This is a genomic window from Serratia sp. CY84636 (assembly GCF_052166245.1).
Taxonomy (GTDB): domain Bacteria; phylum Pseudomonadota; class Gammaproteobacteria; order Enterobacterales; family Enterobacteriaceae; genus Serratia; species Serratia nevei.
This window is the reverse complement of record NZ_JBJNOX010000001.1, coordinates 65577-77452: the sequence shown is the minus strand read 5'-3', so window position 1 is coordinate 77452 and position 11876 is coordinate 65577. Positions and strand designations below refer to the sequence as shown.

Genomic DNA, 11876 nt, shown 5'->3' with positions numbered 1-11876 from the left:
CAATTCTAGTACAGGTCGCTGCAGTTCATTTACTTTTCAAAAATCCATTTTTAGACACTATAAACTCCTCTCACCAGATCATCTGAGTTATCTTTATACATTCACTCGAATTTAGCACTAAGCACTTACATTAAACCAACCATTATTTTCGCAAGAAGCTTAAGGCGCTGCAAATAGAACATCACATCAACCCTAATTAAAATAAGAATGACAATAATTATAGCCACAATAATTGTCGCACCAATGATCAGAAATTTCACCTTCGCCATTTTTATATTCTATTCTTACTGTGCGTTATCAAAATTTACCGATCAGCGTTCGATGAATGGTATAGACGTGCCAAAAAGCCACAGTGCCCCTTAACTTTGTTTTTCGCCTGACATTAGCCAGATGTGATGATAATGTTTTCTTCTTGATGCCCAGTGCGTTATAGGTCGCTCTGACAGTCTTGCACTGAAAATAAACATTAATACCCTGCCGTTCCTGATGGGTAAGGTATAAAAGCTTGTCATAGTTCTGTGTGAAGAGTGAACTGGGCAACGCATTACCATACCGTTCAATTTTCATCAGAACAGACGCCAAACCTCTGCGATTCAGGATGTACAGGTTTTCCCTGAGCGGTATCTTTTCAAACTCGGCACCTCCCCGGATGGTTGTGATAACAAAGAACAGAGTAAGATGATTAACGTGGAGGTAACGCTTCAGCGCAGGGGGTATGCAGCCTCCACTTAACATCTTTCTTTCACCAAGAAACACATATCCGACAGAAAACAGCTGTACCAGCGTAACACTCTGCGACAAGGTTTCAGCATGCACGATGGTATGATGGGACATTGTGTCGCTAAAAAAATCATCCATCCCCAGGGCTGTGAACTGGCAATCATCCGCAATCAAGATCATCATCTGTGCTCCGGATTATGAAGAGTTCGTCTTACTCAGGTTTCCTTCTTTTTTCTGATGGCTAAAAGCCAAGAAATCACGATAATCGGAATACCCGCAAGATAACCGTTCGGTATCCTCCCGAAAATAAGTCCCAAAAAAAAGAAGAGCGGGATGAGTGAAAACCAGAAAATAGCCCTGCGCTCACAGATAAAAACTCTTTCCCCCCCCACACCATCGACAATGACCATCATTCACATGAATGATGTTTTTACACAACGGACAATAACGATAATGGTATCTGATAGTTTCTGCTATATCATTCAGTTCCTCTCTACTTACCATACTCACCTCAGCTTTCTCACAAGCAATTGTATTATGTATATATTAGATAAGAGCTCCTCCGTACAATTTCCGCAGTGAACTCTATTGAACTTCATAGGGTGGACGTACCAGCAGGGGGGCCAGTTCCTGACAGTTTCGGACTCCCAATGCATTCAGTGCCTTTAATTTATGATGACTAATATATTTCACATTAACCTTTAACCTGGCGGCAATGGCATACGGGCTTTCCCCGGCCAGCAGTTTTCCCAATATCAGATACCGCACGTCATTATCACTCCGCGCAACGGGCTGAAAAGGCTTGTGGCCATGAGCCCATAAACGCAGTGCAACATTCAGTTCGTAACGCAGAGCCTCGATAGGCAATGCCAGATGGATAAAGAAAGCCCGCTCGCAGCCCATTACCTTCTGCAACATATTCCATAATATTCCGCGACTGATAACGACAGTCGGTTTATTTACCCTTATTTTCTGCAACATGATACCGACATCAAACAGATCGCCATAGTCAAGAATGACAACATCCAGCACACCGACAGCACTGTTGCCATAATAATTACCCGACTGTTTGAATTCATCCACCAGGCTCAGAACAGCATCTACTGCACAAGCATTCATTCCGACCACATTTATTCGCCCCACGTTATGGTCACTCCCTGCCTTTGCCTGACAATGTCTTCGGTCATCGGATCTCGTTTTACGTCGGAATAATGGCTGATGCGTGGACCACCTTTTTCGACCCATTGCAGTTTTTTATTGCGCAAACTTTTCCTCTCATTGTTTTCATCATTTTTCTCTATCGATGGCGACACTTTCTCAGTGCCGAGATGCCAGACATCTGGTGAGTCACCGGATAGGCCGGGCTCAAGCACACCACCGTGTAGATATCCATCGCGTGGCGGCTCTGTTTCCGCTTTCCCTGGCTCGCCAGGAAGCCATTGAGGCAACACGTCATGCGCGGCCCCGGCAATCAAAGACGTAAAGGTCATCATGGCCCCGACGACAATGATCAGAGATAATCTCTGTCTGTGCTGCATTTACCATTCCTTAAACTGTCTTAGCAGTCGTTGAGAGAACGTCACCGGCTCGATCCGAAGATTATTTTTTCCTGTCCCTGTATTGCTCGTTCAGGGCAGAAGCGATGGCTTCTGTTTCTGCATCCGGGATGCCGCTGATATTCTCCGGCCTGAAATGCATCTGGAAGGCGCTCACCGTTTTCCATGTGTTGTCATCAAGTACGCCTTCCTGCGGAATGGCGTCATAGCCATACTTTTTCAGCAACGTCTGTACTACCTTGATATCCGCCGGGGAGTGTGGATTTCGGCCACGCAGGTACTTTTTCACTAATCTTGCATCAGGCCATGCACCGATCCCCTGTGCTGCCAGTGACTTCCAGGGAAAAAGCATGCCGGGATCCTGTTTGCGTGTTGGTGCAACGTCGCTGTGTCCCAATACGTTATAAGGGGCAATTTGATAACGTTGAATGATATCCCTGGCAAGCGCTGCAACAGCGTCTATCTGGGCTGAAGGCCAGGAATACCAGGTTCTTCTTCCGAGCATGTCGTCAGTAAATCCTCGGTTTACAATCTCTATACCGATAGAGGAATCATTCAGATTAACCCGGCCATGCCAGTTACTGAGGCCGGCATGCCAGGCACGCTTGTTCTCGTCAACCAACTGATATACCACCGGGCGCGCTTCTTTGAGCATTGGATACTGCGGCACCAGATAATGTGCACTGACCTGCTCACCGGTGAGCGTTTTCAGAGATTCATCATCATTGAGCGCGGTGTAATGCAGGATGAGAAAGCGTACTCGCTCGTTCTGCGCCGCTGACGGATGGGTGCTATCAATAGCATATCCCCGGTTGTCAGTGGAAATAGGGGCAGACGGCGGTTTGCTCGAACATCCTGCAAGCATGACCCCAAGCAGTGCGCAAACAGCCAGTCTCCCCGGAGCGTGCCAGCAAAGAGGATTTAATAGACGCAATATTGAGGGCCCTGTCTGGCTGAATGTACTGTGTATAGTCTTTTTTTTCCGAACGCTGATTTTTCCCTGATGTTGACACATATCCTTTTTCCTTACCTTCTTCCATTGTGAAAGCATCTTTCATCAAACAAAAACCTTAAGTTGGCGCCGCCCCTTGTTTGAAAAACAGAGGCATACCTCTTCATTAAATTGCATAAGAGATTTTGATGGTTAGTGTATACACTCAGTCTTTAAATAATAAATTAAAACGAAGGTGACGCTATAACAATCATCGATATTCACAATCAAAATCTGGTAGTTAAATATATCCATTGTCTAGAGCTAACATGCCTCCCCCTTCCATTCACACACCCTTAACGAGCAACAAAATAGATCAATACACCAAAAACACATAACTTGTCGATCTTTTATGTTGAATAAAAATAAAATAAAGATGATTATCCTGTTTTTTGTGATCATTCACGATATTTAGATCTATTTTTGCTGGTGTTTTTTACTGATTTCAGAATAAATGATCGTTTTGTATTTAATTTTTTTTCGTTTATTGACCATTTAAGTTTTTAGCTTCATCATTTCTGGCGGAAATTAATTAACAAAAAGGAGAGACTCAACCGAGAATACATTCTCAAAATCAATGAATGGTTAATCAAAGAATCAGCGTCTAGCAATCGAATTATTATTCAAAAACCACCAAAACTGAATCAATTCAGCTTTGATGGCTTGATTTTTTTCGGCACTATTTAACGCACGGACGCTGAATTAAATACCTGCAAATCATTATATTTAATTAAGGATAGTTACTATGAACATGCGAAAAACGCTATTGGCCGTTGCCACTCCCCTAGTGCTGATGTCCTCCCTGAGCTCCTTCACTGCCCTGGCGGCCGAAGGTACGCCTCCGGTGTCTGTCACGGTCAAGGGCGGCACCATCAAGTTCGCGGGTAAAATGGTCGATGCCCCTTGTGCGGTTGATATGCCTGCAGATGGCCAAATCACCGACCTGGGTCAGTATCGCGTGGCTTCGCTCAGCAAAGAACCCGGCGCCACTTCCGTGGGGAAAAACTTCAACATCAAGCTTGTCGACTGCTCGGTGGACACCATGAAAAATGTCCAGGTGAAATTCAGTGGCAGTCCCGCCAAAGGCTCTAACACCACCCTGGCTCTGGACGGGGGTTCAAACGCGGCTCAAAACGTGGGGATCCAAATCCTGAGAAACGGCGAGCCGGTCGTCGTGGATGGCTCGGGCAAGACCGCAAGCATTGCGCTTGAAAAAGGCGAAAACAATCTGGCCTTCCAGGCTCAGTTCATCTCTCTGAGTAAAGACGTGAAGCCAGGTGCCGCCAACGGCAGCGTGGACTTCTACTTGACCTACCTCTAATTCATTTAATGCTTTCCTGCCCCGCCAGCAGGGGGGGCAGGTTTTATCAGGAAAAAAACATGAACCTCACACGCTTTTTTCAGCAAAAAGCGGGCGTACTGCTGCTCTCTTTTTTCGGCATGTTATCGCTGTGCGCACACGCCGGCGGCATTGTGTTGGGTGGAACCCGTATCATTTATCCTCAAGACAGCCGTCAGCAGTCGGTGTCCGTGCACAATACAGACAAAAAATTGACTTTCCTGGTGCAATCCTGGGTTGAAGACAGTGACGGTCGCAAAAGCAAGGACTTTGTCGTCACACCGCCTCTGTTTGCCTCCGGGCCCAATAACGAAAACATGCTGCGCCTGGTCTATACCGGCGGAGAACTGCCCCGCGACCGGGAAAGTCTCTATTTCTTTAATGCCAAGGCAATCCCCTCAATAGACAAGAAAGCCCTTGAAGGCAAGAACGCCCTGATGCTGGCGACCGTCACCCGCATCAAGCTGTTCGTACGCCCCGACGGGCTCAAAATGCAACCCGATGCCGCACCGGCGGCGCTGCGTTTTCGGGTCGAGGGCAAAAGCCTCAGCATCAGCAACCCGACACCGTATTACCTCACAATTACCAATCTCAAATCAGGTACCACTGCCCTGTCGGACGTCATGGTGGCGCCCAAAAGTCATTCTTCCGTTGCCTTGCCGGGCGGAGCAGGCGGCGACATTACCTTCAGCACCATCAACGACTATGGCGGTATTACACCGGCACAAAAAGGCGTGATGCACTAATGACCTGACGACAAGGGTTAAGGAAAGAGCGATTAGATAGGGATATTGCACGATGAATGAGAAAAGAGGCTGTTGCCCCCTACCCCCCAGTAAGGCTATACAGCGGTGGCGTCGCTGCTTCATCCTGTCACCGCTCGCCCTGTCAGTGATGCTTCTTCATGTACCGGGTATTGCCGTCGCAGAAGAGCTTTGGTTTCCGCCGTCATTACTTGGTGATGTGCAATCAGTGGCAGACCTATCGCAGTTTCAGCAGGGGGGCCAGATGCCCGGCCGCTACCAGGTGGACATTGTGGTCAATGAGAACACCGTTGCCAACCGCACGCTGTCCTTTATCACACTTTCACACGCCGGCCAACAGCCCGGCATTACCGACAAGACTGGATTGATGGCCTGCCTCAGTGCGGCTGATGTCAGGTTGCTCAGCCTGCGTCCGGAAATACTGACGCGTCTGGACAAACAGCATGCCGACCCGGCCACGCCGGACTCGGACAGCGCGTGCCTGAATGTGGCCACGCTGGTGCCGGAGGCAACCACTTACTTTGACTTTCAGCGCATGCGTTTAGCGCTGAGCATTCCCCAGGCCTCCTTGCTAAAAAGACCCCATGGCTGGATACCGCCCGAACAATGGGATGAGGGCATACCCGCGATACTGCTCAATTACAATGCTAGTGGCAGCGACAACCGCGGGCGGTACGGCAACAGTCGCAGTCATTATCTGCGCCTCAGTGGCGGCGTCAACCTTGGTGCCTGGCGCCTGCGGGATGACATGACCTGGAACGGATCTCACAGCGACCACTACAGCGACAACACCTGGCAACACGGAAGTGCCTATGTCGAACGTGACATCATCCCCCTGCGCAGCCGGCTTACCGTCGGTGATGCCACCACCGACGGTGACATCTTTGATTCCGTGGGATTTCGCGGCGCGCGTCTGATGACCGATGACAGCATGTTCCCGGACAGCCAGCGAGGCTATGCCCCGATAATCCGCGGTACCGCTGTCGGCAATGCCCGGGTGACGGTACGGCAAAACGGGTACGAGATGTACCGAATGAACGTGGCGCCGGGGCCGTTTGTGATTGACGACCTTTATCCCATGTACGCCAGCGGTGACCTGGAAGTGACGGTCGCCGAGGCCGACGGTACCCGACGAGTCTTTACCGTACCCTATTCCTCGGTTCCGCTGATGCTCCGCCAGGGCCGCGTGACCTATGCGGTCACGGCGGGACAGCTGCGCAGCAACAGTGACCGATATGAAAAGCCGACGTTCATGCAGTCCACGCTGGCATGGGGCCTGCCGCACAATCTCACCGCTTACGGCGGCTTGCAGGTTGCCGACCACTACCGTGCCGGCACGCTGGGGGCGGGCTTCAACATGGGTCTGTGGGGGGCTATTTCAGCTGACGTCACCCATGCCAACAGCCAGTTGGCCGACGGCAGTCATCATGAAGGCCAGTCCCTGCGCTTCTTGTACGCTCGTTCGCTCAATGAACTGGGAACCACTTTCCAACTGACCGGCTATCGCTATTCGACTCAGGGCTTCCACACCCTGGACGAAACCGCGCTAAAGGGCATGTCGGGCTGGCTGTATGACCCAAAAGAAGTGGACGCGGACGGCCGTGCGGTACGCCGGCCGGTCACCGACTATTACAACCTTTATGACAGCAAGCGCCAGCGGATACAGGCCAATATCTCCCAGCGGCTGGGCGACATCGGCTCCCTCTACCTGACCGGCAGTCGGCAGACCTACTGGAACCGGCAAGGGGCCAGCGAGTCTCTGCAGGCAGGCTTCAGCGGCATGCTGGGCACGACCAATTACAGTATCTCTTACAACCAGACCCGTAATGCCGGGTTGGGCCAAACAGACCGGGCACTCTATCTGTCGCTCTCGGTGCCGCTGGAGCGCTGGCTGCCGTCAGGCAGCCCACCGGTCTACGCGACGCTGAGCGGCGGACGTGACGGGCGCGGCAACACCACTCAGCAGTTGGGTCTGAGCGGCTCGGCGCTGGAGCAGAACAACCTGAGCTGGAACGTCAGCCAGGGCCACTCCCGTGACGGCGGCAACAGCAGCAGCGCCAGCCTTTATTATCTCGGTGGATACGGCAATGCCAACCTCGGTTACAGCCACAGCGACAGCTACAGCCAGACCAGTTATGGCGTCTCGGGCGGGATGGTACTGCATCGCAACGGACTGACGCTGAGCCAGCCCCTGGGGGATACCAGCGTCCTGGTGGCTGCCCCTGGCGCGGCAAACGTCCCGGTGGGCAGTGGCGGAGGGGTGAAAACAGACTGGCGCGGATACACGGTGATGCCGTATGCCTCGGTGTATCGGGAAAACCGCATTGCGCTGGATACGACCAAGCTTGATGACCGTACGGAAATCGACAACCCCGTCAGCAGGGTAGTGCCAACCCGTGGCGCCATCGTCAGGGCCGAATTCAAGGCCCGCAACGGCTTGCGGGCACTGATAACGCTGATGCACCAGGGAAAACCGCTGCCCTTCGGCACCTCCGTCTCCTCGGGTGACAACGGCAGTATCGTCGGTGACGAAGGACAGGTGTTCCTCTCCGGCTTGTCGCCAAAGGGCACGATAAAGGCGCAGTGGGGACAAGGCCGTGACGAACAGTGCACGGCGCACTACCAACTCCCGGAACAGGACAAAAGTGGCGCACTGATACAGGTGACGGAGAACTGTAAATGAAGAGATTAAGCGGACCGAGAATGAAGAATGACCATGAGGCAAGCCTCAGAGACGTTTTCCGGATAGCTGCATTAAGCCTGCTGCCCGTCGCACTCCCCTCTGCGGCCATTGATGCCGGGACGGTCACGATTAAAGGTACCGTCGTGGCGGTATGCGACGTGAGTATGCCGGCCACCATCACGATGCCGGATATCACTTACGTGTCGGCCATGAACGACGGAAACAATGTCGGAAATGCCATTCCCGGGGGCAGTGGGGCAGATATTCCCATAACGGGCAAGTGCTCGGGAAACGCAAAGTTCAGATATGTCTTCTCCGCCTCTGATTACGAGGGCAACTGCATCGCCCCCTCCCCCAAGGGGATTGTGCAGCTGTGCCTCTCTGCCGGCAGCCAGAAACTGGACTTCTCCGGCGGCAAGCAGCCGGTTATTACGGGACTCAGCGGCGGTGAACTGAAGCTCTCCATTACGCCGGCGTTTGGCAGCAAACCGAAAGTCGAGGCCTACTCGGCCGTGCTGTCGGTAAAGATAGAGCCACTCTGAGCCATTCGGGGGATGACGTGACAAACAAGAGGAACAATGAATGGCCAGAAGAAAGAGGATAGTCGCCCAGACGTCTCTGCCGTTAATCCTGGCGTTAATCATCATAACGCCGTATGTGGATGCCGCCTCAACCGCACAGACTGAAATCAAGGGGCGCATCATTGCAAGCTGTACGGTCAAGGTCCCTCCCATCGTTAACCTGGGTCCGATGAACCGGAGGGACATCGTGCAAGGCAGCGACCGTGGTGTGCGGCTGTATGCCACTGCATTCACGGTGACGACCACCTGTGTGGCGGGGACAGACAAGTATCGATTGAACGTGAAGTCGGACAGGGTAACACCCGGCGGTTGTGCGGAAGCAGACTCTGGCGCAATGGCGTTCTGCCTCTACCACGACGGTGAGCAGATGACTCTCAACGGTGCCGACGGCGGGAACATTATCGGCACCACCCGGCAGGCAGAAGAAACACTGACCGTGATGCCGGCGAGGGGCAGCAAAGCCGCCGTCGCCGGCGAGCACAGCACGAGTGTGACGGTGACCGTCGAACCGCAATGAGGTGCTTCCTGTCGATATCACTGATGCGGAACCGGCAGAGGCAGACCCGGCATTGTGGTTGCTGTGGCAGCAGGCGTGCCAGTGGCTGTGCCACAGCCGACGAAGGCACCCGGCGAATGCTGACATCTGGCATCTGCGGTGGCACTGGCCCACAGAGGAAAAGTCGCTCTATCAGCGGGTGATGGATGGCCGTTACCGGCTCTCCCCGATGCTGATTACCGGGAGAGGACAAGATGCCCGCGCGATATGGTCAGCCTCTGACGCACTGGTGTTGAAATGGGTGGCACTGCGCGTGCAGAACATCCTCCCGCAGCATCCAGCCTGCATGCACCTTACCGGTGGCGGTGTAATGAAAAGCGTCGGCAAGGTGGCAGACGCACTGGGCTGCGGGGAATACCAGTTTGTTCACAGAACGGATATCCGGGGCTATTACGCCCATATCCGCAAGCCACAGGTTATGGCACAGGTGAGGCAATGGGTAACAGACCCGGTACTGCAGGGACTGATGGAACAATATGTGTATTACAGCGTGGAGCGGGGAGGTGAAATCCATACACCGCAGAACGGCATTCCCCGTGGATGTTCGTTGAGTCCGCTTATCGGTGGCAGCCTGTTGCGCCACATTGACAGCCACTGGCCTGCCCGGCCTGGAGAGAATTACTGTTATGTCAGATACATGGATGATTTTTTATTACTTGCACGCACCCGCTGGCAGTTGCGCAGAGGGATTGCAACCTTGTCCGCAGATTTTGACACCGGCGGGTTCGCACGTCATCCCGAGAAAACGCAAACCGGAAGGGTGGAAAAGGGTTTTGACTGGCTGGGGATATGGTTCGGCCCCAAGGGCCCCTCCCTGTCGCCACGGGCAATAAAAAACCATCGTGAACGGCGCCTGCGGCTTTATGAGCAGATGCGCAGCAGAGGTGCTTCTCCGGAAGAGACTGATGCTCGTGTGCAGGCTTACGTATCTCGATGGATGACATAGGGAAACCGGCTGTTACAAGCGGCTTCCCGGATGATGACCTAATTGGTAAAAGTCTATGAAAAAACTGTTTATATCCCTCCTTGCCCTCGCCGCCCCTGCCGCTGCTGTGGATTTTGGGCCGTCCGGCAGCCGAATGTGGATGGTGTCAGGTACCTGCCTCGACGAGGGAAAAGTTGTAGACACCTATAACGGTCGCGTAAAGGACCAGCCGGCCCCAACCGTTGTTAACAGCGGGTGGCAGATGTTCGTGGGTGTTGACACCGATGTCGTCTGCAGAAACCACAGGTTCACTCGATACGGGCGTTTTTCAGCAACTGGCAAGGTTGATTACATGTGGATCGGGTCTGGAACGGGTTACACCGTCGATTTTGTTCGCTATGCTCAGCGTGACGGCCGACCGGCCATCCACGCTAGATGGGACGCCACCCGAGTGCTGCCTCCGATCTCGCCCAACGAAACCGTGAGAGTGACCGTCCCGATCACCCGAAAGGAATCTTTACGTATGTTCGATTACAGTTATAGCGTGTCTGTTTCGCCTAATTGCGCGTCCGTGGCAGTTGACCCTATAGACGGTACTAAGCCCTTGTCCGTGACGATAACCGGAATGCGCGTATGCTCGTATACGGCCGTGATAAAGATCATTGGTAACGTGAAATAACTCAACTGCACGTACGAGGCATAGCCCGGCTACAATCATTCTAGTCGGCCGGGGTAATAGGTACGTGCTATACAGAGTATGTTCACACGAACCGCGGTCCCGCGCTCTACATCGAGTGTCGGTGAACCCAAGTGTGACCAGGGCCGTGCTCCTCGTGCCGCAAACGTAGCGGGCGCTATACCAATAACTGCGCCATCTATACAATTACGTCTGCTAGGATCGGCTGTCTTGGTAACTCATGTGCTTTATACCATGTTTTTGGAATATGGACTCTGACAGCCATAGACGATAACAATTGGGCTGGCGACCTTTAAACGTGAATGCTCGGCGTTCTCGGAAACTTACTAGGATACATACTATATATCCCTTTAATCTTTGTTTAGCCTAGCCAGGCTATTATTTAATAGTTCCAACACGTATCAATATTGTTTAATTGACAAAAGGACTTAACATGAAATTTTTCACTATCGCTGGCGCCCTCTCCTTGACTGTCCTATGCACCGCTGCCAACGCGGCCGCCTCTGATGATATTGCCGTGTATGCGACCGCCAAATCACAAGGTTCCGTGTCCGTAGGCGGCAAAGATATTTACACAAAAACCTTCGATGTCTCCGTCGCCAAATTACCCGGTGACACGGTTGATTTATCGAAGTTTTGCCTCAAAGCTTATTCCCCGGACAATAAAGTCTTCAAGCTGGATACGGTCGATGAGAAATTAAGCAGAGGCGTATTGAAAGCAGGCAAGCCCGTTAAAGGCATTGCCGTGTTTGCTTCTGAAACTGATGCCGTCTATCAGGCTGCTCTGGTGAAAATCTCTGACGACTGCAAGTAAAGCCGCAATACGACCTTACAGACCGCCTTTCAGACTATTCACTCAGGCGGTTTCACCGCCGTGTTCGGCAACTGTCCGCGCTGAACACGGCGCAGTGATTTGCAGACGCTGACGGTGAGCGCTATTATCACCGTGTTGGATTTCAGCCCCCTTTTCTTAGCCATCAGGCAGGCTTAATCCTTCCCCAGTGCCTGCGGATATCGCATTCAACATGCAACATCACGCCCCTTCAGTTCTGAGAGAGACGGCT

General features: G+C 52.4%; 12 protein-coding genes. 8 read left to right on the top strand and 4 right to left on the bottom strand.

Annotated features, from left to right (window positions below; all coding sequences use genetic code 11):
* Positions 1–297 precede the first annotated feature (297 nt).
* The 4 genes from ACJ8QI_RS00400 to ACJ8QI_RS00385 form a co-directional block, all read right to left on the bottom strand.
* On the bottom strand, positions 298–903 hold the full coding sequence (locus tag ACJ8QI_RS00400; RefSeq protein ID WP_442531938.1) for a hypothetical protein: 606 nt from the start codon (positions 901–903) through the stop codon (positions 298–300).
* Positions 904–1305: 402 nt separating this feature from the next.
* The gene (locus tag ACJ8QI_RS00395) at positions 1306–1863 is read right to left on the bottom strand and encodes a hypothetical protein (protein WP_442531937.1); all 558 of its coding nucleotides are present in this window, start codon (positions 1861–1863) and stop codon (positions 1306–1308) included.
* Positions 1851–2258: a hypothetical protein gene (locus ACJ8QI_RS00390; RefSeq protein WP_193159725.1), complete on the bottom strand. Its 408-nt coding sequence runs from the start codon at positions 2256–2258 to the stop codon at positions 1851–1853. Before ACJ8QI_RS00390 ends, ACJ8QI_RS00395 begins: the two co-directional genes overlap by 13 nt.
* A gap of 61 nt (positions 2259–2319) precedes the next feature.
* Positions 2320–3141, bottom strand: coding sequence for an N-acetylmuramoyl-L-alanine amidase (locus tag ACJ8QI_RS00385; protein WP_442532123.1), 822 nt, complete (start codon positions 3139–3141; stop codon positions 2320–2322).
* Between the two features lie 871 nt (positions 3142–4012).
* On the opposite strand from ACJ8QI_RS00385, the gene ACJ8QI_RS00380 reads away from it, so the two are divergent.
* The 8 genes from ACJ8QI_RS00380 (at position 4013) to ACJ8QI_RS00345 (ending at position 11626) form a co-directional block, all read left to right on the top strand.
* Entirely contained in the window at positions 4013–4588 is a 576-nt protein-coding gene (locus ACJ8QI_RS00380) for a fimbrial protein (RefSeq protein ID WP_193159724.1), read from the top strand.
* A 59-nt stretch (positions 4589–4647) separates the two neighbouring features.
* Positions 4648–5352, top strand: a complete 705-nt coding sequence (locus tag ACJ8QI_RS00375) for a fimbria/pilus periplasmic chaperone (RefSeq protein WP_442531936.1) — start codon at positions 4648–4650, stop codon at positions 5350–5352.
* A gap of 52 nt (positions 5353–5404) precedes the next feature.
* Positions 5405–8053, top strand: coding sequence for a fimbria/pilus outer membrane usher protein (locus tag ACJ8QI_RS00370; protein ID WP_442531935.1), 2649 nt, complete (start codon positions 5405–5407; stop codon positions 8051–8053).
* Positions 8050–8595 (top strand): hypothetical protein, encoded by a 546-nt coding sequence (locus tag ACJ8QI_RS00365; protein WP_442531934.1) that lies wholly within the window; start codon positions 8050–8052, stop codon positions 8593–8595. The genes ACJ8QI_RS00370 and ACJ8QI_RS00365 overlap by 4 nt, the downstream gene beginning before the upstream one ends.
* Positions 8596–8635: 40 nt before the next feature.
* The gene (locus ACJ8QI_RS00360) at positions 8636–9151 is read left to right on the top strand and encodes a hypothetical protein (RefSeq protein ID WP_442531933.1); all 516 of its coding nucleotides are present in this window, start codon (positions 8636–8638) and stop codon (positions 9149–9151) included.
* 208 nt (positions 9152–9359) lie between these two features.
* The gene (locus tag ACJ8QI_RS00355) at positions 9360–10136 is read left to right on the top strand and encodes a reverse transcriptase domain-containing protein (protein ID WP_442531932.1); all 777 of its coding nucleotides are present in this window, start codon (positions 9360–9362) and stop codon (positions 10134–10136) included.
* Between the two features lie 55 nt (positions 10137–10191).
* Complete coding sequence (locus tag ACJ8QI_RS00350) at positions 10192–10794, top strand: hypothetical protein (RefSeq protein WP_442531931.1); 603 nt, start codon at positions 10192–10194, stop codon at positions 10792–10794.
* 451 nt (positions 10795–11245) lie between these two features.
* Positions 11246–11626, top strand: a complete 381-nt coding sequence (locus ACJ8QI_RS00345; RefSeq protein ID WP_442531930.1) for a DUF4354 family protein — start codon at positions 11246–11248, stop codon at positions 11624–11626.
* Positions 11627–11876 lie beyond the last annotated feature (250 nt).

What these genes read in the sequence shown, in the direction of transcription:
- ACJ8QI_RS00400 (WP_442531938.1), bottom strand. Translation starts at nt 903, where the DNA reads ATGATGATCTTGATTGCGGATGATTGCCAGTTCACAGCCCTGGGGATG.
- ACJ8QI_RS00390 (WP_193159725.1), bottom strand. Translation starts at nt 2,258, where the DNA reads ATGCAGCACAGACAGAGATTATCTCTGATCATTGTCGTCGGGGCCATG.
- ACJ8QI_RS00385 (WP_442532123.1), bottom strand. Translation starts at nt 3,141, where the DNA reads ATGCTTGCAGGATGTTCGAGCAAACCGCCGTCTGCCCCTATTTCCACT.
- ACJ8QI_RS00380 (WP_193159724.1), top strand. Translation starts at nt 4,013, where the DNA reads ATGAACATGCGAAAAACGCTATTGGCCGTTGCCACTCCCCTAGTGCTG.
- ACJ8QI_RS00375 (WP_442531936.1), top strand. Translation starts at nt 4,648, where the DNA reads ATGAACCTCACACGCTTTTTTCAGCAAAAAGCGGGCGTACTGCTGCTC.
- ACJ8QI_RS00370 (WP_442531935.1), top strand. Translation starts at nt 5,405, where the DNA reads ATGAATGAGAAAAGAGGCTGTTGCCCCCTACCCCCCAGTAAGGCTATA.
- ACJ8QI_RS00365 (WP_442531934.1), top strand. Translation starts at nt 8,050, where the DNA reads ATGAAGAGATTAAGCGGACCGAGAATGAAGAATGACCATGAGGCAAGC.
- ACJ8QI_RS00360 (WP_442531933.1), top strand. Translation starts at nt 8,636, where the DNA reads ATGGCCAGAAGAAAGAGGATAGTCGCCCAGACGTCTCTGCCGTTAATC.
- ACJ8QI_RS00355 (WP_442531932.1), top strand. Translation starts at nt 9,360, where the DNA reads ATGCTGATTACCGGGAGAGGACAAGATGCCCGCGCGATATGGTCAGCC.
- ACJ8QI_RS00350 (WP_442531931.1), top strand. Translation starts at nt 10,192, where the DNA reads ATGAAAAAACTGTTTATATCCCTCCTTGCCCTCGCCGCCCCTGCCGCT.
- ACJ8QI_RS00345 (WP_442531930.1), top strand. Translation starts at nt 11,246, where the DNA reads ATGAAATTTTTCACTATCGCTGGCGCCCTCTCCTTGACTGTCCTATGC.